The organism is Microbacterium sp. NPDC055903, assembly GCF_053615555.1.
This window is the reverse complement of the sequence record NZ_JBSHCA010000001.1, coordinates 736,950-762,345: the sequence shown is the minus strand read 5'-3', so window position 1 is coordinate 762,345 and position 25,396 is coordinate 736,950. Positions and strand designations below refer to the sequence as shown.

General features: G+C 69.4%; 25 protein-coding genes and 1 tRNA gene. 20 read left to right on the top strand and 6 right to left on the bottom strand.

The window, feature by feature from the left end:
• Positions 1-56 precede the first annotated feature (56 nt).
• Complete coding sequence (gene ppa / locus ACWGJP_RS03470; protein WP_452328356.1) at positions 57-545, bottom strand: inorganic diphosphatase; 489 nt, start codon at positions 543-545, stop codon at positions 57-59.
• Between the two features lie 73 nt (positions 546-618).
• Between ppa and tilS the strand changes: the two genes are divergently transcribed.
• Positions 619-1,614 carry a tRNA lysidine(34) synthetase TilS gene (gene tilS / locus ACWGJP_RS03465; protein WP_452328355.1) on the top strand — a complete coding sequence of 332 codons (996 nt, stop codon included), beginning with the start codon at positions 619-621 and terminating at the stop codon, positions 1,612-1,614.
• A gap of 106 nt (positions 1,615-1,720) precedes the next feature.
• Here tilS and ACWGJP_RS03460 read toward each other — a convergent pair whose 3' ends face one another.
• Positions 1,721-2,317 (bottom strand): DUF937 domain-containing protein, encoded by a 597-nt coding sequence (locus ACWGJP_RS03460; RefSeq protein ID WP_452328354.1) that lies wholly within the window; start codon positions 2,315-2,317, stop codon positions 1,721-1,723.
• Between the two features lie 85 nt (positions 2,318-2,402).
• Between ACWGJP_RS03460 and hpt the strand changes: the two genes are divergently transcribed.
• From hpt to ACWGJP_RS03410, 10 genes are all read left to right on the top strand, one after another.
• Positions 2,403-2,954: a hypoxanthine phosphoribosyltransferase gene (gene hpt / locus ACWGJP_RS03455; protein WP_452328353.1), complete on the top strand. Its 552-nt coding sequence runs from the start codon at positions 2,403-2,405 to the stop codon at positions 2,952-2,954.
• Between the two features lie 81 nt (positions 2,955-3,035).
• Positions 3,036-5,045 carry an ATP-dependent zinc metalloprotease FtsH gene (ftsH, locus tag ACWGJP_RS03450; protein ID WP_452328352.1) on the top strand — a complete coding sequence of 670 codons (2,010 nt, stop codon included), beginning with the start codon at positions 3,036-3,038 and terminating at the stop codon, positions 5,043-5,045.
• Positions 5,046-5,047: 2 nt separating this feature from the next.
• Positions 5,048-5,644: a GTP cyclohydrolase I gene (gene folE / locus ACWGJP_RS03445; protein ID WP_452328351.1), complete on the top strand. Its 597-nt coding sequence runs from the start codon at positions 5,048-5,050 to the stop codon at positions 5,642-5,644.
• A complete protein-coding gene (folP, locus tag ACWGJP_RS03440; RefSeq protein WP_452328350.1) occupies positions 5,641-6,444 on the top strand; it encodes a dihydropteroate synthase in 804 nt (267 codons plus the stop codon). Before folE ends, folP begins: the two co-directional genes overlap by 4 nt.
• A gap of 2 nt (positions 6,445-6,446) precedes the next feature.
• Positions 6,447-6,821 (top strand): dihydroneopterin aldolase, encoded by a 375-nt coding sequence (gene folB, locus ACWGJP_RS03435; protein ID WP_452329486.1) that lies wholly within the window; start codon positions 6,447-6,449, stop codon positions 6,819-6,821.
• An 8-nt stretch (positions 6,822-6,829) separates the two neighbouring features.
• Complete coding sequence (gene folK / locus ACWGJP_RS03430) at positions 6,830-7,348, top strand: 2-amino-4-hydroxy-6-hydroxymethyldihydropteridine diphosphokinase (RefSeq protein ID WP_452328349.1); 519 nt, start codon at positions 6,830-6,832, stop codon at positions 7,346-7,348.
• The gene (locus tag ACWGJP_RS03425) at positions 7,345-7,836 is read left to right on the top strand and encodes a DUF3180 domain-containing protein (RefSeq protein WP_452328348.1); all 492 of its coding nucleotides are present in this window, start codon (positions 7,345-7,347) and stop codon (positions 7,834-7,836) included. Before folK ends, ACWGJP_RS03425 begins: the two co-directional genes overlap by 4 nt.
• Positions 7,784-8,395 (top strand): PH domain-containing protein, encoded by a 612-nt coding sequence (locus ACWGJP_RS03420; protein WP_452328347.1) that lies wholly within the window; start codon positions 7,784-7,786, stop codon positions 8,393-8,395. The genes ACWGJP_RS03425 and ACWGJP_RS03420 overlap by 53 nt, the downstream gene beginning before the upstream one ends.
• On the top strand, positions 8,392-10,374 hold the full coding sequence (locus ACWGJP_RS03415) for a PH domain-containing protein (protein ID WP_452328346.1): 1,983 nt from the start codon (positions 8,392-8,394) through the stop codon (positions 10,372-10,374). The genes ACWGJP_RS03420 and ACWGJP_RS03415 overlap by 4 nt, the downstream gene beginning before the upstream one ends.
• Entirely contained in the window at positions 10,364-11,044 is a 681-nt protein-coding gene (locus ACWGJP_RS03410) for a DUF2520 domain-containing protein (RefSeq protein ID WP_452328345.1), read from the top strand. Before ACWGJP_RS03415 ends, ACWGJP_RS03410 begins: the two co-directional genes overlap by 11 nt.
• A 44-nt stretch (positions 11,045-11,088) precedes the next feature.
• Here the strand turns inward: ACWGJP_RS03410 and ACWGJP_RS03405 are convergent, their stop codons facing one another.
• Positions 11,089-12,891, bottom strand: a complete 1,803-nt coding sequence (locus tag ACWGJP_RS03405) for a DUF2207 family protein (RefSeq protein WP_452328344.1) — start codon at positions 12,889-12,891, stop codon at positions 11,089-11,091.
• 95 nt (positions 12,892-12,986) lie between these two features.
• Here ACWGJP_RS03405 and lysS point away from each other — a divergent pair, with 95 nt between their 5' ends.
• On the top strand, positions 12,987-14,513 hold the full coding sequence (lysS, locus tag ACWGJP_RS03400; protein ID WP_452328343.1) for a lysine--tRNA ligase: 1,527 nt from the start codon (positions 12,987-12,989) through the stop codon (positions 14,511-14,513).
• 37 nt (positions 14,514-14,550) lie between these two features.
• On the opposite strand, the gene ACWGJP_RS03395 is transcribed toward lysS, so the two are convergent.
• A complete protein-coding gene (locus tag ACWGJP_RS03395; RefSeq protein ID WP_452328342.1) occupies positions 14,551-15,657 on the bottom strand; it encodes a DUF4192 family protein in 1,107 nt (368 codons plus the stop codon).
• A 126-nt stretch (positions 15,658-15,783) separates the two neighbouring features.
• On the opposite strand from ACWGJP_RS03395, the gene ACWGJP_RS03390 reads away from it, so the two are divergent.
• The 3 genes from ACWGJP_RS03390 (at position 15,784) to ACWGJP_RS03380 (ending at position 18,270) form a co-directional block, all read left to right on the top strand.
• Complete coding sequence (locus ACWGJP_RS03390) at positions 15,784-15,960, top strand: hypothetical protein (RefSeq protein ID WP_452328341.1); 177 nt, start codon at positions 15,784-15,786, stop codon at positions 15,958-15,960.
• Between the two features lie 98 nt (positions 15,961-16,058).
• Positions 16,059-17,513 (top strand): cardiolipin synthase, encoded by a 1,455-nt coding sequence (cls, locus tag ACWGJP_RS03385; protein WP_452328340.1) that lies wholly within the window; start codon positions 16,059-16,061, stop codon positions 17,511-17,513.
• Between the two features lie 19 nt (positions 17,514-17,532).
• Positions 17,533-18,270, top strand: a complete 738-nt coding sequence (locus ACWGJP_RS03380) for a hypothetical protein (protein WP_452328339.1) — start codon at positions 17,533-17,535, stop codon at positions 18,268-18,270.
• A 55-nt stretch (positions 18,271-18,325) separates the two neighbouring features.
• Here ACWGJP_RS03380 and ACWGJP_RS03375 read toward each other — a convergent pair whose 3' ends face one another.
• A complete protein-coding gene (locus tag ACWGJP_RS03375; protein ID WP_452328338.1) occupies positions 18,326-19,324 on the bottom strand; it encodes a diacylglycerol/lipid kinase family protein in 999 nt (332 codons plus the stop codon).
• A gap of 95 nt (positions 19,325-19,419) precedes the next feature.
• Here ACWGJP_RS03375 and serS point away from each other — a divergent pair, with 95 nt between their 5' ends.
• The 5 genes from serS to ACWGJP_RS03350 all read left to right on the top strand — a co-directional run bounded on the left by serS (position 19,420) and on the right by ACWGJP_RS03350 (position 24,251).
• On the top strand, positions 19,420-20,694 hold the full coding sequence (gene serS, locus ACWGJP_RS03370; RefSeq protein WP_452328337.1) for a serine--tRNA ligase: 1,275 nt from the start codon (positions 19,420-19,422) through the stop codon (positions 20,692-20,694).
• Entirely contained in the window at positions 20,691-21,536 is an 846-nt protein-coding gene (locus tag ACWGJP_RS03365; protein WP_452328336.1) for an HAD family hydrolase, read from the top strand. Before serS ends, ACWGJP_RS03365 begins: the two co-directional genes overlap by 4 nt.
• A gap of 43 nt (positions 21,537-21,579) precedes the next feature.
• Positions 21,580-21,664, top strand: a tRNA-Ser gene (locus ACWGJP_RS03360).
• A 46-nt stretch (positions 21,665-21,710) separates the two neighbouring features.
• On the top strand, positions 21,711-22,994 hold the full coding sequence (locus ACWGJP_RS03355) for an LCP family protein (protein WP_452328335.1): 1,284 nt from the start codon (positions 21,711-21,713) through the stop codon (positions 22,992-22,994).
• Between the two features lie 45 nt (positions 22,995-23,039).
• A complete protein-coding gene (locus ACWGJP_RS03350; RefSeq protein ID WP_452328334.1) occupies positions 23,040-24,251 on the top strand; it encodes an LCP family protein in 1,212 nt (403 codons plus the stop codon).
• A gap of 4 nt (positions 24,252-24,255) precedes the next feature.
• On the opposite strand, the gene ACWGJP_RS03345 is transcribed toward ACWGJP_RS03350, so the two are convergent.
• Entirely contained in the window at positions 24,256-25,263 is a 1,008-nt protein-coding gene (locus ACWGJP_RS03345; RefSeq protein WP_452328333.1) for a LacI family DNA-binding transcriptional regulator, read from the bottom strand.
• Positions 25,264-25,396 lie beyond the last annotated feature (133 nt).

Below are 25,396 nucleotides of genomic sequence, written 5' to 3'. Positions count from 1 at the left end.
GATACGAAGAAGCCCCGCGGCGCGAGCCGCGGGGCTTCTTCGTCGTCTATGGCAGCTCAGTGCTGCTCACCGAAACGGGCGATCGCCTCGTCGAGGATGCGCTGCGCCTCGGCGGCGTTGCCCCACTCGTCGACCTTGACCCACTTGGCAGGCTCCAGGTCCTTGTAGTGCTCGAAGAAGTGCTCGATCTCCTTCTTCGTGTACTCGGCGATGTCCTCGATGTCCTGGATGTGCGCCCAGCGCGGGTCCTTGGACAGCACGGCGACGAGCTTGTCGTCGCCGCCGGCCTCGTCGCTCATCTTCAGCACGGCGACCGGACGCACCTCGACGACGACGCCGGGGTAGATCGCGTGGTCGAGGAGGACCAGCACGTCCAGCGGGTCGCCGTCCTCGCCGAGCGTGTTGTCGAAGTAGCCGTAGTCGGCCGGGTAGCCGAAGGTCGTGTAGAGCACGCGGTCGAGGTGGACTCGTCCGGTCTCGTGGTCGACCTCGTACTTAACGCGGCTGCCGCGCGGGATCTCGATGACGGCGTCGTGTGCGCCCATGCGTGTGCTCCTTGGAAAAGACGGTTGGATGCCTCAGGCAAGCCTACTTGCGTGAGGCGACTAGCGTGGTGACGTGCCTTCGCTGAACCCCGCCGTCGCCGAGATCCGCCTCGCCGTGCGCACTGCGCTCGCCGGCCTCCCTGAAGGGTCGACCATCCTGGTCGCCCTCTCCGGCGGTGCGGACTCGCTCGCACTGACCGCCGCTGCCGCGTTCGAAGCGCCCAAGCTCGGGCTGCGGGTCCTCAGCCTCACCCTCGATCACCAGCTCCAGCCCGGCTCCGATCTCGTGGCCGCCACCGCAGCCGTCGCAGCGGAGCAGCTGGGCGTGCACGACGCGCTCCAGACGAAGGTGCAGGTCGACGACAGCGGCGATGGTCCGGAGGCCGCCGCGCGGGATGCGCGGTACACGGCCATCCGCAGCATCGCCGCCGCGGAGTCGGCCGCTGCCGTACTCCTCGGTCACACCCTCGACGACCAGGCCGAGACGGTCCTCCTCGGTCTCGCGCGCGGCTCAGGCGCGACCAGCCTGCAGGGCATGGCGCCGATCCGCGAGGACGAGGACGGGCTCCGCTGGATCCGGCCGCTCCTCGGCATCCGACGCGCGACCACCAGGGCGTTCTGCGAAGCATCCGAGCTGGAGCCCTGGAACGACCCGCACAACACCGACGACCGGTACCGCAGAGTGAGGGTGCGCGAGCGGGTGCTGCCCGTGCTCGAGACCGAGCTCGGCCCGGGGATCGCCGAGGCGCTCGCCCGGACCGCCGAGCAGCTCCGCGAGGACGCCGAGGCCTTCGACGAGATGATCCACGAGACGATCGAGGACATCGTCGAGCACGCCGAGGCGGGCATCGCGGTGAGCGTCGCAGCGCTCGCTGCGAACCCGGCCGCGCTGCGCAACCGCATCATCCGCCTCGTCGTGGACAGCGAGTTCGGCGTCGCCCTCACCAGGGCGCAGACCGGCGAGGTCGCCAGGCTCGTCACCGACTGGTCCGGCCAGGGCCCGATCGACCTCCCCAGCTGCACGGCCGCTCGCCGGGGCGCTCAGCTCCTCTTCGCCGCGCGTCCCTGATCCCTCCGGCCCAGGCGGAGATCGAAAAGGCACCTCCGCGGGGCGCGTGAGGTGCCTTTTCGATCCCGCGAAGCATCCGGATCGCTCCGGATGCTTCGCGGAGCGGTTACTTCTTGCCGAAGAGCCCTCCGATGATGCCGCCGAGGTCGAGGCCGCCGCCCGTCGACGCGTTCGAGCCGCCGCCCAGCAGGCCGCCGAGCAGATCGCCGATGCCGCCTCCGGAGCCGCCGGAGGAGTTCCCGCCGCCGAGCAGACCGCCGATGAGGTCCCCGATGCCGCCGCCGGAGGCCTCGCCGGCCGATGCCGACTCCGTCTTGCCCTTGTTCGCGTTGGCGATGAGGCCCATGACGATCGGGGCGAGGATCGGCAGGAGCTTGCCGAAGTCGATGCCCGCCGTCTGCGTCGACTCGGTGAGCTTCGCGGTGACCTCCTGCTCCTTGTCGCCGAGGATGTGCTTCACGATCTTGCCGCCGTCGGCCTGATCGATGTCGTCGACGCTCGACGCCTTCGACGAGTTCTCGTGCTTCTTCAGCGCGGCGGAGATGGCGGCCGAGCCCTCATCGGTCTCGGCGTTCTTCGCGAGGCCGCCCAGGAGCACGGCGCCGCCCTGCTCAACGGCCTGCTTGGCCACGTCCGGCGAGACACCGAGCTTGGCGGCGATGTCGTCGATCGGAACCTGCTTGAGGATGTCGTCGAGGGCCATGGAGGATCCTTCCGTCTGGGGCGTCGCCCGGTTCTCTGCTCACAGTAGTGGGGGAGCGGCACGATCCGTCGCCTAAAATCGACGCATGCGCGCCGCAGAGATCCCGTCCGACCTTGCACAGATCCTCGTCACAGAGGAGGAGATCCACGCGAAGCTCGAAGAGCTCGCCGCCCAGGTCGCCGTGGACTACGAGGGCAAGGACCTGCTCCTGGTCGGCGTCCTGAAGGGCGCGGTCATGGTGATGGCCGACTTCGCCCGCGCCCTGCCCTTCCACGCGCCGATGGACTGGATGGCCGTGTCGAGCTACGGGGCGAGCACGAAGTCGAGCGGCGTCGTGCAGATCCGCAAGGACCTCGACACCGACCTGCACGGCAAGCATGTGCTCATCGTCGAGGACATCATCGACTCCGGCCTCACCCTCAGCTGGCTGCTGGAGAACTTCGGCACCCGCGGCGCGGAGTCCATCGAGGTGCTGGCCCTTCTGCGCAAGCCGGAGGCCGCCAAGGTCGTCATCGACTGCAAGTACGTCGGCTTCGACATCCCCACCGACTTCGTCGTCGGCTACGGGCTGGACTACGACGAGCGCTACCGCAACCTGCGCGATGTCGCCGTGCTCGCCCCGCACGTCTACAGCTGACGTTCTCCCCGGTATCGGCGGGGTTCGCCGTAGGCGAATCACAGCGGGCGCAAAGCGCACGGACGGTACGCTGAACGGATCATGGATGTGAAGAAGATCACTCGGAATCCGCTGATCTACGTGGCGCTGATCGGCGTGCTCCTGTTCGGCGGCTTCCTGCTGATCTCGAACCTCGGCGCCCCCAAGCAGATCAGCACCCAGGAGGGCCTCGAACTGCTCGCCGGTGAGACCGTCACCGAGGTGACGAACACCGACGGCGATCAGCGCGTCGACATGACCCTGTCGAAGGCCTTCGAGGGCTCCGAGAAGGTCCAGTTCTACTACGTGGATGCTCGTGCCGACGAGGTCGTTGCGGCGATCAACGCGGCCGACCCGAAGGACGGCTTCGATGACGTCGTTCCGCGGGCGACCTGGTTCGACAGCTTCCTCTCGCTCCTCATCCCGCTCGTTCTGCTCGGGCTGCTCTTCTGGTGGCTGCTGTCCTCGATGCAGGGCGGCGGCGGCAAGGTCATGCAGTTCGGCAAGTCCAAGGCCAAGCTCGTCAACAAAGAGACCCCCACCGTCACCTTCGCCGACGTCGCGGGTGCAGACGAGGCAATCGAGGAGCTCCACGAGATCAAGGAGTTCCTCCAGGATCCGGCGAAGTTCCAGGCGATCGGCGCCCGCATCCCGAAGGGCGTACTGCTGTACGGCCCGCCAGGAACCGGAAAGACCCTGCTCGCCCGCGCCGTCGCCGGCGAGGCGGGTGCTCCCTTCTACTCGATCTCGGGATCCGACTTCGTCGAGATGTTCGTCGGTGTCGGAGCCTCGCGCGTGCGCGACCTCTTCACCCAGGCGAAGGAGAACGCCCCCGCGATCATCTTCATCGACGAGATCGACGCCGTCGGTCGTCACCGCGGCGCCGGCATGGGCGGCGGCAACGACGAGCGCGAGCAGACGCTGAACCAGATGCTCGTCGAGATGGACGGCTTCGACCCCAACGCCAACGTCATCGTCATCGCGGCGACCAACCGTCCCGACATCCTCGACCCCGCACTGCTGCGTCCTGGCCGGTTCGACCGGCAGATCGGCGTGGACGCCCCCGACCTCAAGGGCCGCCTGCACATCCTCCAGGTGCACGCCAAGGGAAAGCCGCTGTCGGCCTCCGTCGATCTCGAGGTCGTCGCGCGCAAGACGCCGGGCTTCACCGGAGCGGACCTCGCCAACGTCCTGAACGAGGCCGCACTGCTCACCGCGCGCTCGAACGCGCAGCTCATCGACAACCGCGCCCTCGACGAGGCCATCGACCGCGTGATCGCGGGTCCCCAGCGGCGCACCCGCGTCATGAAGGACCGCGAGAAGCTCATCACGGCGTACCACGAGGGCGGTCACGCGCTCGCCGCGGCCGCGATGAACCACACCGATCCGGTCACCAAGATCACGATCCTTCCCCGAGGCAAGGCACTCGGCTACACGATGGTGCTGCCGGTGGACGACAAGTACTCGGTCACCCGCAACGAGCTGCAGGACCAGCTCACCTACGCCATGGGCGGTCGCGTCGCCGAGGAGCTCGTCTTCCACGACCCGACCACCGGTGCCTCGAACGACATCGAGAAGGCGACGAGCATCGCCCGCAAGATGGTCATCGAGTACGGCATGACGACGAAGCTCGGCCCGGTCAAGCTCGGCTCCGAGGGCGGCGAGCCCTTCGCGGGCCGCGACTTCGGCCACGGTCGCGACTACTCGGAGAGCGTCGCAGAGCGCGTCGACGTCGAGGTGCGGGCTCTCATCGAGCAGGCGCACAACGAGGCATACCAGGTCATCAGCGACAACCGGGACATCCTCGACGCCCTCGCTCTCGCCCTCCTCGAGGAGGAGACGCTCGACCACAACCGGATCGCCGAGATCTTCCAGCACGTGCGCAAGCTTCCGCCCCGCCCGCTCTGGCTCTCCAGCGACGACCGTCCGGTCTCCGACCGCCCGCCGATCGAGGTGCCCAAGCGCGTCATCCCTGCGGATGCGGCCGCGAGCGAGGCAGCGCCCGCCGAGGCGCAGCCCGGCACCTCAGGCAAGCCGGCGTCACCGGGGCACCCGCGACCGGCGACCGCCTGATCGTGAGCGTCGACAGGGAGCGGATCGCGGCGTTGACCCGCGAGCTGCTGCAGGCGATCGGCGAGGACCCTGAGCGTCCGGGCCTCAAGCAGACCCCGCAGCGGATGGCCGAGCTGTACGCCGAGTTCTTCGCCGGCGTCGGCGAAGACCCTGCCGCCCCTCTGGCGCACACGATCAGCGTCTCCAGGGGCCCCGCGCCGGACACGCTCCCCAGCGGCGCCGTCGTCCTCCGCGATATCCGCTTCCGCTCGGTGTGCGAGCATCACCTCCTGCCCTTCGCGGGCGTCGCCCACATCGCCTACCTCCCCGGCGAGCAGGTGGTCGGCCTCGGCGCGCTCGTCAAGGTGGTCGAGATCCTCGCCGCGCGTCCGCAGGTGCAGGAGCGCCTCGGTGAGCAGATCGCGGATGCCATCGATCAGCACCTGGACACCAGAGGAGTGCTCGTGGTGCTCGACGCCGTGCACGGCTGCGTCACGATGCGCGGAGGCCGCCAGCCGGAGGCATCCACCCTCACCGTCGCCGCGCGCGGAGACTACACGGACCCGATCGCCCGCACCGAGATCATCTCCCTCATCGGGGCAGGAGGGGTCGGCGCATGATCGGGATCTGGGGAATCGTCAACGTCACGCCGGACTCGTTCAGCGACGGCGGGCGCTACCTCGATCACGACCGCGCCATCGCCCACGGGATCGAGCTGCTCGCGCAGGGGGCGACAGTCCTCGACATCGGCGGAGAGTCGACGAGACCCGGTTCGGAACGTGTGACGCCGGACGTCGAGCAGGAGCGCGTCATCCCGGTCGTCACGGCGCTCGCTGCGCAGGGCGCGGTCGTCAGCATCGACACGCTGAACGCCGACACCGCTCTCGCCGCCGTATCGGCCGGAGCGCGGATCGTGAACGACGTCGCGGGCGGGCTCGCCGACGAGCGGATGCTGGCCGTCATCGCCTCGACGGATGCCGACTACGCGCTCGGCCACTGGCGAGGCCCCTCCTCCGACATGTACGCCAGAGCGGAGTACCGCAGGGTCGCGCGTGAGGTGGCGGGGGAGCTGCGCGAAGGAGTCGCGCGTGCCGCCGCGGCGGGCATCGCGCCATCGCGGCTGATCCTCGATCCCGGTCTCGGCTTCGCCAAGGCGGGCGCGCAGAACTGGGACGTGCTCCGTGGCCTCGACGAGATCACGGGCCTCGGGCATCGTGTTCTCATCGGCACCTCCCGCAAGCACTTCCTCGCGGAGGCGCTCCGATCGGACGCCGACACCGACGTCTCTGAGCAGCGCCGGGACCTCGCGACGGCCGTGACGAGCGCGCTCGCCGCACGGGCGGGCGCGTGGGCGGTGCGCGTGCACGACGTCGCGGCGACTCGGGATGCGCTCGCCGTGGCCCAGGCATGGGAGGGATGAGCATGAACCCCGTCGACGAGATCGTCCTCACAGGCCTGAGCGTCTTCGGCCGTCACGGCGTCTACGACCATGAGCGCGAGGACGGACAGCTGTTCGTCATCGATCTGCGCCTGCACCTGAGCCTCGCCGCCGCTGCGGCGTCCGACGACGTCGCCGACACCGTGCACTACGGCGAGCTCGCCGATCGCGTCGCAGCCGTCGTCGGCGGAGAGCCGGTCGACCTCATCGAGACGCTTGCCGACCGCATCGCCGCCGTCGTCCTCGCGGACGAGCGCGTCCTGCACGTCGCCGTCACCGTCCACAAGCCGCAGGCGCCGATCGCCCACAACTTCACGGACGTCGCCGTCACGCTTCATCGAGGCAGGGAAGACGGATGATGGTCCGGATGCCGCCGATCCCCTCGCCTGAGCCGCGGCCGCGCCGCGGCGAGACCACCGCCGTGGTCGCCCTCGGCTCGAACCTCGGCGATCGGCACGAGACGGTGCGCGGCGCTGCCGAACGGATCGCCCGCTTGCCGCTCGTTGACGAGGTGGTGCTCTCGGCGCTGCACGAGACCGTCGCGCTGCGTCTCGACGGCCCTGACCCCGAAGCGCCGGCCTATGTCAACGCGGTCGCTCTGGTGCGCACGCGACTCGCACCCCGGGTGCTTCTCGGCATGCTCCACGCCATCGAAGAGGAGAACGGCAGAGAGCGCGCGGAGCGCTGGGGCGACCGGACGCTCGACCTCGATCTGATCGCGTACGGCGAGGAGCGCTCTGCCGACCCGGAGATGCTGCTGCCGCATCCTCGCGCCGCCGAGCGGCTCTTCGTCCTCGAGCCGTGGCTGGAAGTCGACCCCCAGGCAGAACTGCCCGATGCAGGGCGCGTCGCCGACCTCGTCGCCGCTCTCAGGGATCAGCCGTGAGACGCACCTCTGCGGGCGTGCTCGTGCTCCTCGCGCTGCTCGGGGCGGGCGGGGGATACCTGCTCGATCATCTCCTCACGGCGGCGGGACGGGTCACCTTCACGCCGTCATGGCTGCTCCCCGTGCTCCTGGTCCTGCTGGCCGCGGGGGTGCTCCTGCTCGCCTGGCCGGTGCGTCGGAGCCTCAAGAATCCCTCTGCCGCACGGGTCGACCCGTTCCGTGCGGTGCGCGCGGCGAGCCTCGCCAAGGCATCGAGCCTGCTCGGGGCCCTGCTGGCCGGCTTCGGCGCAGGGCTCGCGGTGTTCCTCCTGTCGCGGCCCGTCGCTCCGCAGGTAGGGTCGGTTGTGGCGATGATCGCTCTGTCCGCGAGTGCGCTCGTGCTCGTGGCCGCGGCACTCCTCGCCGAACATTTCTGCACCCTGCCGAAGGACCCTGATGACCGACAGCTCGACGACACCGCCCCTGGAGCCGAACCAGGGCTCCGCTGAGCCGGTGCGCCCCTCCGTGGCGCTGGGCGCTCCCGTCCTGGACGAGGGCACCTATGAGCGGCTCCGTGAACCGCGCGGCGCCGGCCGCCTGGCGCTGGACGGCCAGTGGCACCAGATCTCGCGACGCTACGTCGTCTCGCAGCTCGTGCAGAACGCCATCTTCCTCGCCGTCGTCGTGATCGTCGCGGTCGTCCTGAACATCGTGACCGAGCAGGACTGGGTCTGGATCCCGGCCGGGGTGATCATCCTCATCACCCTGATCACGCTGATCATCCTGCCCAGGCAGGCCAAGGCGATCGGGTACATGCTGCGTGCGGACGACATCGTGTTCCGCAAGGGCATCCTGTGGCAGCGGATCATCGCGGTGCCGTACGGCCGGATGCAGCTCGTCGACATCACGCACGGCCCGCTGGATCGCGCTTTCGGGGTGTCGCAGCTGAAGATGGTCACGGCAGCCGCGACGACCGGCGTGCAGATCCCAGGGCTCACTCAGGCCGCCGCCGAGTCGCTGCGCGACACCCTCATCGAGGTGGCCGAGACCCGGCGGACGGGCCTGTGAGCGTTCCTGGCGTCCCGCAGCCGGTTCCCTCTGCGGCATCCGTGTCGGCTCCGTCGTCGGCGGAGACGCTCGCCGACGGCGAGTGGCACCGGCTGCATCCACTGACCCCCCTGTTCAAGGGCGGGCTGGCCCTGATCATCGTCGCCGGCATCGCTCTGAACAGCTTCCGCGACAGGCTCGTCTACTGGTTCGTCGGGCTGTTCACCCCGAGCGAGGTGCACGTCGAGGACTACACGTCCGGCGACCCGGTCGACTGGGTGCTGGCGAACAACCTCATCCTCGTGGTGCTCGCGGCCGTCCTCGGCGTTCTCGTGGTGCTGTGCCTGGCGTTCTGGCTGGTCTGGCGCTTCCAGGAGTTCCGCATCACGGATGAGCACGTGGAGGTGCGCAAGGGAATCGTGTTCCGCTCGCACCGCAGGGCGCCGCTCGACCGCGTGCAGGGCGTGAACCTCACCCGCCCGTTCCCCGCTCGCCTGATCGGCATGGCGAAGCTGGAGGTCGTCGGCGCCGGAACCGATGCGAACGTCCCCCTGGAGTACCTGTCCACGGGCAAGGCCGAGGGCGTGCGGGCAGACATCCTGCGCCTGGCATCCGGAGCGCGTGCGGCGAGGGAGGCCGCGCGACGCGGCGTTCCGGCCGCCTCGATCAGGGCGAACCTCGTCGGCGAGTTCAACGCCGGCGTCACGGGCCTCATCGGCGGCGTCGACCTCGCGGATGTCGCGCCCGAGAGCGTCGTCAAGATCCCCACGGGCCGACTGGTCGGATCGCAGACGCTCAGCGGTGTGCTCTGGTTCGTCTTCTTCGTCATCGTCGGCGGCGCGGTCGTGCTCTCGACCCTGCCCGCCATCCTGCGCGACGAGGGGCCCGCTGCGGGCTTCGCGATCATCGGGATCTCGCTCGGCATCGGCATCCCGCTCGTGCTGGCGACCGTGGCGATCACCTGGGCGCAGATCTCGAAGTCGCTGCGGTACTCGATCGCGCCGACGAGCGACGGGGTGCGGATCACGTTCGGCCTGTTCACCACCGTCACCGAGACGATCCCGCCGGGGCGCATCTTCGCGGTCGAGGTGTCGCAGCCGCTGCTGTGGAAGCCGTTCGGGTGGTGGACGATCAAGATCAACCGGATGAGCGGAAAGAGCGCCTCGCAGCAGCAGTCCGGCAACGCCCAGCAGTTCAACATCGTGCTCCCGGTCGGCAAACGCGCCGACGTCGAGCGCGTGCTCGGGCTGATCATGCCCGACCTCCCCGCGGCTGATCTGCCGCTGGTGTGGGAGCACGGCATCCTCGGTCCGGTCCAGGGCGACCCCTTCGTGCGGATGCCTGCTCGCGCGTGGTGGCGGCGTCCCGTCTCCTGGCGCAGGCACGGCTTCGCGCTGACGGACTTCGGGCTGATCCTGCGCCGCGGCATCCTGTGGCGGAAGCTCGCGATCTTCCCGCTCGCCCGCCTGCAGGGTGTCTCCGTCTCGCAGGGACCGATCGATCGTCTTCAGCGCGTGGCATGGATGAAGGCGCACAGCGTGACCGGCCCCATCCTCGGCGAAGTGGTCGGGATCGACAGCGCGGTTCTCGTGCGCGCCTTCGACGACGTCGATCGGCGCGCGTCGGCCGCCGCAGGGCGGGACCGTTCGCACCGCTGGGCGCAGGTCGACACGGATGCTCCGCACGCAGGCGTCGGCCCGGTCGCGCCGCCTGTGACCCCGGCCGGGTTCGTGCCATCGCCGGTCGCGCCGCCTGCGGCTCCGCCTGCGCCGCCCGTGGGCTGGGTGCCGCCCGTGGCACCGCAGCCCGTCGCGCCCCCGCCTGCGCCGCCTGCGGGAGCCGTGCCGCCGGTCGCACCGCCGCCCGCGCCGCCTGCGGGAGCCGTGCCGCCCGTCGCACCGCCGCCCCCTCCCGCCGCCACGGCTCCCCAGCCCGAGACATCGGGTTCGTCCGACGCCCCGTCCAGCCGTCGAGCCCTCCGGGAGTCCCGTGAATCGTGACGGCAGGCTCGGCGTCGGCATCATCGGCGCCGGTCGCGTCGGTCCCGTCGTCGGCGCTGCGCTCGCCGGCGCGGGGCACGCGATCACCGGGATCACGAGCGGCTCGGACGACGAGCGCGTCTCGGCCGTGCTGCCCGGCGTGCCCGTGCTCGACGCGCAGGAGGTGGTGCGCCGCAGCGAGCTCGTGGTCGTCGCCGTCCCGCACGACGAACTCGCCGGTCTCGTCGCGGGCCTCGCCGAGCTCGGCGCCTGGCAGGCGGGCCAGCTCGTGCTGCACACCGACCCGGCGTACGGCATCGACGTTCTGGAGCCCGTGCAGCGGTCAGGAGCGATTCCCCTCGCCGTCCATCCCGCGATCACCTTCACGGGCACCTCGATCGACCTGCGCCAGCTCCCGGCGAGCTTCGCCGCGGTGAGCGCCCCGGCCGCCGTGCTGCCGATCGCCCAGGCGCTGGCCGTCGAGCTCGGCTGCGAGCCCGTCGTGATCGCCGAAGCCGATCGCCCGGCCTATGCCGAGGCGATCGCGACGGCGGCCGAGTTCTCCCGATCGATCATCGGGCAGGCCACGACGCTGTTGCGCGGGATCGGCGTGGAGAACCCCGGCGGGTTCCTCTCCGCCCTCGTGCAGTCCACGGTCGAGCGCGCGCTGCGCGAAGCATCCGACACCTGAGCCGCTCGGCGGTCCCGCTGCGCGAACCGCTCTGCTGCCTGCCCTCAGCGGCCTCCGGAGAATCCTCCGCCGCCGCCGGCACCGGAGAAACCGGCACCGGCGGCGCCCGATACGGACGAGGATGCGCCCGCCGACGGCGACGTGTACTGCGCCGCCGTCTGCGTCGTCGTGCCGAAGTGCGTGAGCTGAGAGACCAGGAGACCGGTCTGGTAGCCGACCAGCCATGCCGGAACCCCGTCGCCGCTGTCGTACCGGCTCTGGAGCACCTCACCCCATTCGCGTTCCATGCCGAAGAGGATGGCGTAGGGCAGCAGCCGCTCATAGAGGTGGACGAGCTCCCGGCCGTCGCGGGTGTACCGCTCGGCGCCTGAGTACGACTGCAGCATCCGCAGCCGATCGGCTTCGGCGATGCGGATGAACTCCCGCACCCCCTCGAGGTGCTCGGACCGCTGTGCTCCTGCCGGCGTGAGCACGGTGTGCGCTGCGAAGGCGAAGAACGCGCTCACCACGACGATCGCCGCGGCCAGGATGGCGACAAGCAGCGCAGGCGCCGCCGTGTCGCGACCCTGCACGATGCCCCAGATCGCCAGGCCGACGGACGCCGCCAGCGGCAGCAGTGAGAGCACCGCCCACACCTGCGCAGCGCGGCTTCGGCGCTTCTCGGTGAGCCCGCGTGAGGCGGCCTCGGCGATCCCGGCCTCCTCGAGCTTCTGCATCCTCTTCGCGAACCCCTCGCTCGCACGGGGGATCTTGACCGATCCGCCCTTGCGGAAGAGCTGCGCGAGGGTTCTCTCATCCAGAGGATCCCCGGATGTCACGTTCTCGGCCCGATGCAGGATCGGTTGGCGATCGCCCCTGTCCTCGATGCGCAGTCGATCGGTGACGGCGAGATGGACGATCTGGGCAGCGACCGGCGTGTGAGCCCGGGGCAGGAGGGGAGCTGCCAGCAGCGGAGGCAGATCCGCCGGCACCTCGTACTGCGCCACCACGATGCCGGTCGCCCGCCGTCGCCGTCTGCGCTGTGCGCCGACGGCGACCCAGCCGCCGGCAGCGAGTAGCGCGGCGCCGGCTCCCGCGGCGAACGGACCGATGTCGGCTACGGCGTTCGGATGCCTGGCCGGCGGTTGCACGACCGTCCCCGGCAGCAGGCCGATGGCGATCGTCACGCCGTCTCCCGCATCCCGGTGACCGGACTGCACGGAGAAGACATCGCCTCCTGCCTCGGAGCGGGGGCCGGAGAGTTCGCACCTCTCTCGCGATCCTTGTGGGCCCTGATAGCAGGCGGCCTCGCCGGTGAGCCGGTCGGCCAGCGCGTCGTCGAGCACGATCTCGGTGCGGAACGCGGCGATATCCTGCGTGCTGTCGAGGGGGAGGAGATCCCAGGAGAACTCATCGGCTCCCGTGTCGGAGGCGGTGAGCACGACGTCACGCATCTCGTAGGAGATGACGTAGTCGGTGGCCCCGTGCACGTACTCGTCGGTGCCGGTGAGCACGAAGAGGACGCCGTCCTCCTCCTCCGTCTCGTAGGGGACGGGCCGGCCTTCCCCATCTGTCACCGAGAGGATCGTGGTGCCCAGATCCGCGCCTTCGTAGCGGGTCGCGAGACCGCGGACGATGCCCTTGTTCTGGTCGTGTTCGGGGAACTCGGCCACCACGTGCTCCTGCACCGAGAGGACGGCGCGTCCCTCGTCGTCCAGCCCGAGTTCGTATCGCGCATCCCAGGACGAGTAGTCGAAGTCGTCGACGTCTGCGGCGGCTGCGGCGGGCAGTGCCGACGCGGCCGACAGGAGCACGCCGCCTGCGAGTGCTGCGGCCGCGAGCAGGGGTGTCATGCGGGATGCCCTCATGCCTCCACGCTAATCAGCCCCGCGGGCGCGGGCATCCCCCGAAGGGAGGACGGCCGCTCACGGTAAACTGAGGGCTGACTTCCGAGGAGCCCTGAATGACGAACGCGCCAGACGCGCCAGCGAACATCCCTGCCGACGACGCAGAGGACGTCCACGAGCAGAAGGCCGTCCGTCTCGCCAAGCGCGAGCGCCTCATCGCCAAGCGCGCGGATGCCTCCGGTGGCGCCTTCCCCGTCGGGGTCCCCGTGTCGACGACGATCCCCGCTTTGCGCGCCGAGTACGGCGAGCTCGAGGCCGGCGCCGAGACGGGCGTCGTGGTCGGCGTCGCCGGTCGGATCGTGTTCAGCCGCAACACCGGCAAGCTCTGCTTCGCCACGCTGCAGGCCGGTGACGGCTCGCGCATCCAGGCGATGATCTCCCTGGCGAACGTCGGCGAGGAGTCCCTCGCCGATTGGAAGGAGTACGTCGACCTGGGCGACCACGTCTTCGTGCACGGCGAGGTGATCTCCAGCCGCCGAGGTGAGCTGTCGATCATGGCGGATGACTGGGCGATCGCGTCGAAGGCGATCCTCCCGCTGCCCAATGCCTACGCCGAGCTCAGCGAGGAGACGAGGGTCCGCAGCCGGTACCTGGATCTCATCGTCCGTGAGCAGGCCCGCACGACGGTGCGCGCCCGCGCCGCGGTGAACGCCAGCCTTCGTGCCACCTTCTCGAGCCACGACTATCTCGAGGTCGAGACGCCCATGCTGCAGGTGCAGCACGGCGGTGCGTCGGCGCGTCCCTTCATCACGCATTCGAACGCCTTCGACACAGAGCTGTACCTTCGCATCGCGCCGGAGCTGTACCTGAAGCGCGCCGTCGTCGGCGGCATCGAGCGGGTGTTCGAGATCAACCGCAACTTCCGCAACGAGGGAGCGGACTCGACGCACAGCCCCGAGTTCGCGATGCTCGAGGCGTACCAGGCGTACGGCGACTACAACCAGATGGCCGAGCTCACCCAGCAGCTCGTCCAGGAGGCGGCGATCGCCGTCACCGGTTCGACGACGGTCACGTGGGCCGATGGGACCGAGTACGACCTGGGCGGCGAGTGGGATCGCATCTCGATGTACGAGTCGCTGTCCGTCGCCGCCGGCCGCACGGTGACCCCGGACGACACCGTCGAGGACCTCATCGCCTTCGCCGAGGCGAGCGGTGTCGACGTGCCGCCGCAGGCCACGCACGGCAAGCTCGTCGAGGAGCTGTGGGAGCACTTCGTGAAGGGCGATCTCGTCCGCCCGACCTTCGTGATGGACTTCCCGGTCGACACATCGCCGCTGGTGCGCGAGCACCGCTCGATCGCGGGCGTCGTGGAGAAGTGGGACCTGTACATCCGCGGCTTCGAGCTCGCGACCGGATACTCCGAGCTCGTGGACCCCGTCATCCAGCGCGAGAGGTTCGTGGAACAGGCGAAGCTGGCCGCGCGGGGCGATGTCGAGGCGATGAGGGTCGACGAGGAGTTCCTTCGCGCACTCGAGCACGGTATGCCGCCGTCCGGTGGCATGGGTATGGGCATCGACCGGCTCCTCATGGCGATCACCGGGCTCGGCATCCGCGAGACCATCCTCTTCCCGCTCGTGAAGTGAGTCGCTGCGCCGAGGGGAGCATGCAGGACGAGAGTGCTCACGGCGCGTCGAACGATCGGCGATCGAAGGCCCAGTCGGGCAACGGCCGCGCGTCGATGAGGGTCTCGAGCAGCTCGGCGAAGCCGTAGCGCGGATCGACCCGTCGCAGCTCGGCGAGGTGCACCGCGGCGTGCGAGGCCCGACCGGTCGCCCACGACAGCCAGGCGGCGAGAGCGAGCGGGCCTCGTCTGTCTGAGGGCGCAGCGATCGCGATCAGCGCTCTCGTGATCCTGAGCGCGGTGTGCAACCGCGGCATATCCGGTCGCGGTCCCTCGCCCATCACGGTCCTGATGTGCGCGGACGCGGGCAGAGCGCCGCTGCGCCCGAAGGCGAGCTGAGCCTCGAACGCTGCGCGACCACAGACGAGATCGGACGTCCACTGCATGAGGACGGCATCCCGCAACGCGGGAACGTCCATCATCCACAACAGCGCCGCAGCCTCGGCGGGTCCGGGGGAGCCGCCGTGCAGGACGACGGCCTCGACGAGCGCGGGCATGTCGTCGAGCAGCTCCAGCGCGGCTGCGGCTATCACACCGGCCGGCTCGACGTCGACCGCCCCGACGTCGGTGATGCGCCGCAGCTCCGCGAGAGCGTGAGCGGCTCGTTCTTTCGTCGCCAGATCTACCGGCGGCACTTCGGCCCCCGCGATCTGGTCCCCTGTCGGCACATCGAGCTCGGCATCGTCCGGTGGGGCGGGGAGCGGCGCGAGCGACGGTTCGTCGTCGAGATAGCTCGCCCATCCCTCCGGCATCGCGCACAGGGCATCGACGATGCGCAGGCCGACCTCCTCGAACGCGATCAGGATGTGATCGGCGAGGACGGAGTGCGGGAGCACGAGGCCGTCGCCGGTCGTGATCGCGCGCTCGTCGCTGTAGACGACCAGCGCCACGGCATCGGTGCGCTCCACACGGCCGACCAGCCGGGCGACGCCCTCGGCAAAGCTGTCGATCGCTTCGTCGCCCGGGAGATCGATCCGCAGTGCGCCGTAGGTCCGCGATCCCTCGAAGGGGAGCAGAACGATGCTCCGGGTGGGCGTGCACCCGGCGAGGACGGGGACGAGGGCGAGGAAGTCCGCCGAGCCTTTGGCTTTCATCACAGTTGTCATGCCCCGAGTGTGCGAGCGCGGAGCGCCGCGTGGACGGGTTGTGAGAGGGAATCCAGGGGCGCATCCGATGTGCAGGGAGAGTGCTCCCTGGGCGGGCGGGCGCTCGCGGCGGCGTACCATGGAGGCATGGAGAGCTTCTGGGCAGCGATGATGTGGTCGATCCTTCCGACCATCGCCGTCTGCGTGGTCTTCTACTTCGTGCTCCGCGGCATCCTGCGCTCCGACCGCACGGAGCGGAAGGTGCACGCGAAGATCGAGGCCGAGGAGCGCGCCCTCAGGGGTCTTCCGCCTCGCTCCTCCTGATCGCATCCACGGCGCGCCAGCGGCGGTGTCCGTAGGGCGCAGTACGCTGAGAGCATCCGCCAACGGGGTGGGGTGTCGAACGGGCCGGGGGTGACGCGATGGAGACGTGGCCGTGGTGGGTGCTCGCCGGCATCTTCGTCATCGACGTGACGATCCGCGCGACCGCCATCATCGTGATCCCGCGCAACCGCAGGCCCACCGCGGCGATGGCGTGGCTGCTGGCGGTGTTCTTCATCCCCTTCGTCGGCGTCTTCCTCTTCCTCCTCATCGGCAACCCGCGGCTTCCTCGTGCGCGGCGCCGCAAGCAGCAGCAGATCAACGAGGTCATCGCCGAGACGAGTGAGCAGCTGCACTTCGGAACGCTCCGGCCGGACGCGCCTGCATGGTTCGGGCCGCTCGTCCAGATGAACCAGAGCATGGGAGCGATGCCGATCTCCGGCGACAACGGCGCCCATCTCATCGGCGATTACCAGGAGTCCCTCGACGCGATGGCCGAGGAGATCCGCACGGCCGTCGACTACGTGCACGTGGAGTTCTACATCCTCCAGTCGGACGCCGCCACCGATAACTTCTTCCGCGCCATGGAGGAGGTCGCCGCACGCGGCGTGCCCGTGCGCGTCATGCTCGACCACTGGGCCAACCGCTGGAAGCCGCGCTACCGCGAGACGATCCGGCGGCTGAATCGAATGGGCGCGGATTGGCATCTGATGCTGCCCGTCCAGCCCCTCAAGGGCAGGATGCAGCGCCCTGATCTGCGCAATCACCGCAAGCTCCTCGTCGTCGACGGCCGCGTCGCGTTCCTCGGATCGCAGAACATCACGGACTCCACTTACAACCTCCCCAAGAACATCAAGCGCGGCCTGCACTGGGTCGATCTCATGGTTCGTCTGGACGGCCCTGTCGTCGCCAGTGTCAATGCCGTCTTCCTCTCCGACTGGTACAGCGAGACGGACGAGGTCCCGGACGGCGTCGACATCACCCAGCCCTCGCCGGGGTCGGGCGATCTCGACTGCCAGATCGTCCCCTCCGGCCCGGGATTCGAGGTCGAGAACAACCTGCGGCTCTTCCTCGGACTCCTCTATGCGGCCAAGCGCCGGATCATGATCGTGAGCCCCTACTTCGTCCCCGATGAGGCGCTGCTCCTCGCCGTCACCGCCGCCGTCGACCGCGGGGTCGACGTCCAGCTCTTCGTCTCGGAAGAGGGCGATCAGGCGATGGTGTACCACGCCCAGCGCAGCTACTACGAGGCGCTGCTGACCTCGGGCGTGCGCATCTGGATGTACCGCAAGCCCTTCATCCTCCACACCAAGAGCCTCACGATCGACGATGAGGTGGCGGTGATCGGCTCCAGCAACATGGACATGCGCTCCTTCGGTCTGAATCTGGAGATCTCCATGCTCGTGCGCGGCGAGGAGTTCGTCCGCGAGATGCGTGAGGTGGAGGACGAGTACCGCCGGCTCAGCAGGGAGCTCACCCTCGAGGAGTGGATGCAGCAGCCCCTGCGCTCGACTGTGCTCGACAATCTCGCCCGATTGACCTCTGCGCTGCAGTAGCGCCGGGTACCCTGAGGGCATGACCTCCCCCACGCGTCTCCTGCTGACCTCCGTCATCGCCGCCGGCGCGCTGCTGCTGGCCGGCTGCGCCACCGACCCTGGCACCTCGGCTCCCACGAGCTCGACGGAGCCGAGCAGCGCGGCTCAGCCTTCGTCCGCCCCTGAGGTCGAAGACGGCTTCGAGGCGGCCTGGCTCGACGAAGGACGCATGTTCGCCGTCGTGAGCTGGGGATCGTCCACCTGCATCCCCTCCGTCGACACGGTCGAGGCGCAGGGGCAGCAGGTCGCCGTCACGCTCGTCGACGTGCAGGGTGAGGATGCCGTGTGCACCGCAGACCTCGCGCCGCGGGCCAGCATCGGCGCTCTGCCCGAAGGCGTCGACCCGAGCAAGGATGTCGAGCTCGTCGTCACCTACGGCGAGTTCTCCGACGACGCCGACCTGGAAGGTGACGCCACCCTGATCGGCATCCCCGGGGAGCCGACCGAGTACGCGCCCAGCGCCGGCTGGTTCGACGACGAGAGCCTGGTCCTGCTCACCTGGGGCTCGTCGAGCTGCCCGCCGGTCGTCGAGTCGGTCGAGGGATCGGGTGCCGCCGGCACCGTCACGTTCGTGACGGACGAGGCGCAGGCCTGCACCCAGGACATGGCGCCGCGCGCCACGATCGTCGCCTTCCCCGATGACTCCATCGAGGATGACGGCTTCCAGCTCACCCTCGCCGGAGGCGGGCTCGACGGCACCGTGGCGGTCCGAGGCTGAGCCGACCAGGCATCCGGCTCGGCGGGCGCAACCGTCCGTCGACCCGGGAACAGGCTCACAGGGCGTCGGCGGTGATGCCTTCCGGCACGGCGAGCAGCAGCGCGTCCGGGTCGACACGGCAGACGATCCGGACGGCACGGCCGAACTCGTCGCCGTCGAGCTCGATCGGGGTCGGCTCTGTGGCCGCCGCCTCCGCGACGAGGCCATGCAGATAGCGGACCGAGGCGTTCTTGCCCCGGCGCTCCAGCGCCAACCGGCCGATCCTCGAGCGGCGCAGGATCGAGTTGTCCCACCAGATCTTGCGCCAGACGCCGAACCAGCCGAGCGGGCCCGCCGGCTGGATCACGGCGATGTCCAGCGCGCCGTCTGTGATCGAGGCGGTCGGCACGAGGGAGATCCCCGCCGGAAGCATCCCGCAGTTGGCGAACAGCACGCTGTGCGCCTTCGCCGAGTGCAGCCGTGACTCGTCCACCTGGTAGACGATGCGGAACGGCTTCGCGGCGACGAGCGAGCGCGCCGCGCCGTCGACATAGGCGACCCAGCCGACGGACTTCTTCAGGTCGGGGCGCGTGTTGGCGATCATGTCCGCGTCGAGCCCCATGCCGGCGAGCACGACGAAGGCGTGCTCCTCATCGGTGCCGTCGGTGCGGGTGAGGCGCGCCCACCCGATGTCGATCGCGAGGGTCCTTCCGTCTATGGCGGCGCGGATGATCGCTTCGGCGTCCGAGAGCGGGAGGCCGATGTTGCGAGCCAGGAGATTGCCCGTCCCGCTCGGTACGATCCCCAGCGGGATGCCTGTGCCGGCCATCGCCTCGGCGACGGCGCGGACCGTGCCGTCGCCGCCGGCGACGAGTACCGCGGTGGCTCCGGCGTCGAGGGCGTCGCGCGCGCAGCCCTGCCCCGCATCGTCGACCGTCGTGGTGTGGAAGGCCGGTTCCGGCCAGCCCGCCTCGGCGGCGAGACGGCTCACCGACGCGCGCAGGCGGGCCTCATCGACCTTGATGGGGTTGTAGACGAGCGCGAGCCTTCGCTGGTCGGGCTCGGGTGTCGTCATGGCGATACTCTACGTGCTGCCGATGACGCGCCGTCGCACCCGTCCGCGTGCCAGGGGCCGAGGATCCGCGCCTGGTCACGCCATAGACTTGAGCAATGATCGACCTCGCTCTCCTTCGCGACAATCCCGACCTCGTCCGTCGCTCGCAGACCGCGCGCGGCAACGACGCGGCAACCGTCGATGCGGCGATCGAGGCCGACCGATCCCGTCGCGCAGCGCTGACGTCCTTCGAAGAGCTCCGTGCCGAGCAGAACGCCTTCGGCAAGCAGGTCGCCAAGGCGCCCAAAGAGGAGAAGGCGGCGCTCGTCGCGCAGGCCAAGGACCTCGCCGAGCGCGTCAAGCAGGCCCAGCACGCGGCGAACGAGGCGGGCGAGGCCGCGGCCTCCGCGCTCGCGCGCATCGAGAACGTGGTCATCGACGGCGTGCCGTCCGGTGGTGAGGCGGACTTCGTCGAGCTGCGTCGTGTGGGCGAGCCGCCCGTCTTCGACTTCGCCCCCCGCGACCACCTCGAGATCGGTGAGGCCCTCGGAGCGATCGACATGGAGCGCGGCGTCAAGGTGTCGGGCTCGCGCTTCTACTTCCTGCGCGGCGTCGGCGCGCGCCTTGAGATCGCGCTGATGAACATGGCGCTGGACAAGGCGCTGCAGAACGGCTTCGTCCCGTTGATCACACCGACGCTCGTCCGCCCGGAGATCATGCAGGGCACCGGGTTCCTCGGCGAGCACGCCGACGAGGTCTACCACCTCGACAAGGACGACGACCTCTATCTCGTCGGCACCAGCGAGGTCGCGCTCGCCGGATACCACAAGGACGAGATCGTCGACCTGTCGAAGGGTGCGCTGCGCTACGCCGGATGGTCGACCTGCTACCGACGCGAGGCCGGCTCCTACGGCAAGGACACCAGGGGCATCATCCGCGTCCACCAGTTCAACAAGCTGGAGATGTTCGTCTACACGACCCCGGAGGATGCGGAGGCGGAGCACCTCCGTCTCGTCGCGCTCCAGGAGGAGATGCTGCAGGCGCTCGGGCTCAGCTACCGCGTCATCGACGTCGCCGCGGGGGACCTGGGCTCCAGCGCCGCGCGCAAGTACGACATCGAGGCGTGGGTCCCCACTCAGGATGCGTTCCGGGAGCTCACCTCCACCTCGAACTGCACGACGTTCCAGGCCCGTCGGCTGGACGTCAGGCATCGTCCGGAGGGCGCCGAGGCGAAGACCCAGCACGTGGCCACCTTGAACGGCACGCTCGCCACGACCCGCTGGATCGTCGCGATCCTCGAGACGCACCAGCGCGAGGACGGATCCGTCGTCGTGCCGGAGGTGCTCCGACCGTATCTGGGCGGGCTGGAGATCCTGGAGCCCGTGTCTTGAGCGGCGCAGGCCTGGAGCCGGTCGAGGGCCGCTGGCTCGTCGGCCTCGACGTGGACGGGACGATCCTGCTCCAGGACGAGTCGATGAGCCCCGGCGTCCCCGAGGCCGTCGCGCGCCTGAGGGATGCCGGCCACGAGGTCACGATCGCGACCGGACGCAGCTGGAGCGCCACGCAGCGCTGGGTCGAGGCGTTGGAGCTGACGCCGGAGTACGTCGTCTGCTCCAACGGTGCCGTCACGATGCGCCGCACGGACGCGGGCTGGGAGCGCTGGCACGTCGAGGTCTTCGACCCGAGCGCGGTGCTCGCGCTCCTGGGGGATCGGCTCCCCGAGGCCCGCTACATGGTCGAGCTCGGCTCCGGCCAGCGCCTCTACACCGCGCACCTCGACGACTGGACGCTCGACGGAGGGCGGCAGGTGAGCTTCGAGGAGCTCGGCGAGCACCCGGTGTCCCGCGTGGTCGTGGTCTCTCCCGGTCATGACGAGGAAGACTTCCACCGGCTGGTCGCCGATGCGGGGCTGAACGAGGTCTCCTACGCCATCGGGTGGACGGCGTGGCTCGACATCGCCCCGCAGGGCGTCGACAAGGGCACCGCCCTGGAGCGCGTGCGGGCAGGGCTCGGCATCACCGGCGCTCGCGTGCTGGTCGCGGGGGACGGTCGCAACGACATCGGCATGTTCGGCTGGGCGTTGCGCGCAGGGGGCAGAGCCATCGCGATGGGGCAGGCCCCGCAAGAGGTCAAGGATGCCGCGGGGGAGGAGACGGAGGACGTCAACGTCGGCGGTCTCGCCCTCGCCCTCGACTCGCTTCCAGCACCCGCCCAGGTCAGCGCGGGAGAATAGAACTCGGCTAGACTCACGGCTTGTCGGTGGATTCGTCCGCCGAGGAGGGTTGTCCGAGCGGCCGATGGAGCTGGTCTTGAAAACCAGTGGGCAGAGATGTCTCGTGGGTTCGAATCCCACACCCTCCGCAGAGTAGACGGTCCCGGAACCGTCGGCATTCCCGAAAGGCACTGAGTGAGCGAGAAGATCGGACGTCGTCGTACCGTCGCGCGCCATGGTCAGCTCCGTACGCCGGGTGCCGCCGGTCAGCTGCTGAAGATGATCGGAATCGTGCTGGCCGTCGTGCTGGTCTCCGGTGTCGGCGTCGCGGGCGTCGTCGGCGCGATGCTCCTCGGAACGGCGACGGCCGATGCGGTCGAGCTGGAGGGCACGGAGTCGCTGCCCCCGGATGTCGGCGCCTACGAAGGAGGCTTCAATCTCCTCCTGGTGGGCGTTGACACCTGTGAAGAGAAGTATGCAGAGCTGTTCGGCAGCCGGTGCGAGAACCGCGAGGGGGATGCCACCCTCAACGACGTGAACCTCCTCGTGCACGTCTCCGACGCTCCTCGACGCATCACGGCCGTCAGCTTCCCGCGCGACACGATGCTCCCCATCCCGTCCTGCACGGACGAGGAGGGCAACACGTACTCCGCGATGAGCAAGCAGCCGCTGAACAGCGCCTGGGGGTACGGCGGACTGAACTGCGTGGCGCAGACGATCAGCGAGCTCACCGGCCAGGAGATCCAGTTCGCGGCATCCGTCACCTTCGGCGGAGTCATCGAGATCACCGACGCGATCGGCGGCGTCGAGGTGTGTCTGGCCAGCGGCATCAAGGACAAGTACACCGGACTCGACATGGAGGCGGGCACGCACACGGTCGCAGGCCTCCAGGCGCTCCAGTTCCTGCGCACCCGCCACGGCGTCGGCGACGGCAGCGACCTCGGCCGCATCGGCAACCAGCAGCAGTACATGTCCTCCCTCGCCCGCAAGCTGATCAGCTCCGAGGTGCTGGGCGATGTCGGAACGATGCTCAAGCTCGCGAACACGGCGCTGAGCAACATCACCCCCAGCACGTCGCTGACCAACCCGATGACGATCGCGCAGATCGCGCTCGCCGTGAAGGACGTGCCGTACGAGGACATCGTCTTCGTGCAGTACCCGACGGGTACGGACTCCGCAGACCCGAACAAGGTCGTGCCGAACCGTTCGGCAGCGGACGCACTCTTCGAGGCCATCGAGGCGAACGCGCAGCTCGAGATCACGCACGAGAACAACGGCAATGACGGCGTCGTCGTCGAAGAGGGGACGATCGAGAGCCCCTCGACGGCCACCGAGGCGCCGGACGACACGACGACGCCGGAGCCGACCGAGAGCGCGACGCCCGCGCCGGATCCCAGCGAAACCGTCGTCGCCCTGCCAGACTCGATCAAGGGCAACTCCGCCGCGCAGCAGACCTGCTCCAACGGCAACCAGGGCTGAGTCCGCCCGGAAGGGCAGAGAATGGGCATCCGAAAGCGTCGAACGGTGGCGCGCCACGGCCAACTGGAGTCACCAGGGGCGGCAGGTCAGCTCCTGAAACTCATCGGTGTCAGCGCGCTGGTGCTCGCCGTCAGCGGTCTCGGGATCGTCGCCGCGGTCGGAGCGACGCTCGTCACGGAGGTCACGTCGGACGCCGTCGAGCTGGAGGGCACCGAGTCGCTTCCGCCGGACATCGCCGCGTACGAGGGCGGGTTCAACCTCCTGCTCACGGGCGTGGACACCTGCGAGCAGGAGTACGCGTACCTGTTCGAGGAGCGCTGCGAGGGACCGGATGCGCAGGGCACCCTCAACGACGTGAACATGCTCATCCACGTCTCCGATGAGCCGCGCCGCATCACGGCGGTGAGCTTTCCGCGCGACCTGCTGATCGGGATGCCGTCGTGCACCGATGAGGACGGCAACACGCGGTCCGCGGTGAGCCGTGCGCAGCTCAACACGGCGTACGACCGCGGCGGGTTGAACTGCGTCGTAAAGACGATCTCGGAGCTGACAGGCCAGCAGATCCCGTTCGCCGCATCGGTCACCTTCGGCGGGGTCATCGAGATCACGAACGCGATCGGCGGCGTCGAGGTCTGCCTCGCGAACAGCATCCGGGACCGTCACACGGGTCTCGATCTCCCGGCCGGCGACCACACGCTCGAAGGGCTCTCGGCCCTGCAGTTCCTGCGGACACGTCACGGCCTCGTCGGCGAGAGCGACCTCGCCCGCATCGGCAACCAGCAGGTCTACCTCAACGCCCTCGTCAGGAAGCTGCGATCGGAGGAGACGCTGGGAGACGTCGGCACCATGCTGAAGCTCGCCAACGTCGGCCTGAGCAACGTCGAGCCCAGCACGTCCCTGGCGAACCCGGTGATGATCGCGCAGATCGCCCTCGCCGTGAAGGACGTGCCCTACGAGGACATCGTCTTCCTGAAGTACCCTGTCGCGGCGGACTCGTCCGATCCTGACCGCGTCGTGCCGATTCGTTCGGCAGCGGACGATCTCTTCGAGGCCATCGCATCGAATCAGCCCCTGCAGATCACGCATGAGGCCACGAAGTACGACGGCGTGGTCGTCGAGGAGGAGCAGGGGACACCGTCGCCCGCGCCCTCCCAGAGCGCGACGCCCACTCCCTCACAGACGGCGGTCGAGCTGCCGTCGTCGGTCTCGGGGACGACGGTCGCCCAGAAGACCTGCTCGAACGGGAACGGCAGGTAGTAGCTCAGCCGCCGGTGGACCGGCGGACGACGAGCTCGGGCGGGAACACGGTCTGACGGGGGATGCTGGCAGGGTCCGCCGCCTCTTCCAGTACGACCCGCAGCGCGGTGCGTCCGATCATCCGTGCAGGCTGGCGGATCGATGACAGCGGCACGGCGGCAGCCGCGGCGAAGGGGATGTCGTCGAATCCGATCAGCGCGATCTCGTCGGGGACGAGCATCCGACCGCCGGCGACGAGGGACTGCAGCAGGCCGAGGGCGACGAGATCATTGGCTGCGAAGACGGCGTCCGGGCGTTCGCGCGGCGGGCGGGAGAGCAGGCGCGCTCCGGCGGCGGCTCCCTCCTCGACCGTCATCGCGGCGGTGGCGACGACCTCCAGATCGACGCGGATGGCGGCGTTCTCCGCCGCGGCGCGTGCCCCGGCCAGTCGGTCCGTGACCTGGCGCATGTCGAACGGCCCGCCCACGAACGCGATGCGACGCCGTCCGACGTCGATGAGATGCTCGACGGCGAGCCGCCCTCCCGCGACGCTGTCGACGGAGACGGATGAGAAGCCGCTGTCCGCGCTGAACCGGTCGACCAGGACGGTCGCGATACCGCTGGAGCGGAAGCTGCGCAACTGGGTCATGACGTCGCCGTACGGCGCGATCAGCAGGCCTCGCACCTGCTGCTCCCGGAACAGGTCGAGATAGACCTTCTCGCGGGATGGATCCTCATCGGTGTTGCCGTAGAGGATGGCGATGCCGTGGCTGGAGGCCTCGTCCTCGGCGCCGCGGACGACGTCGTTGTAGAACGGGTTCTGCCCGTCGAGCACGACGAACCCGACCGTGGTGCTGACGCCGGCGCGCAGTTTCCGTGCGGCGTCGTTGCGCACGTATCCGAGCTCGTCGATGGCTCTGGTGACGCGCTGCACGGAATCGCTGGACACCTCGTCCGGGCGGTTCAGGACGTTCGAGACGGTGCCGACGGACACACCGGCGCGCTGAGCCACGTCACGGATGCTGACGGACATGCGCTCTCCTCTCGTCGTCGGCGCTGATCACGATTCGATACCCACCGGCAGGAGGTGTTGACCTCGTGCCGGTGTGACATACACTAGCCTGAAACGCACCTGAATCGATTCAGGTATAGTTCATCCGGTTCAC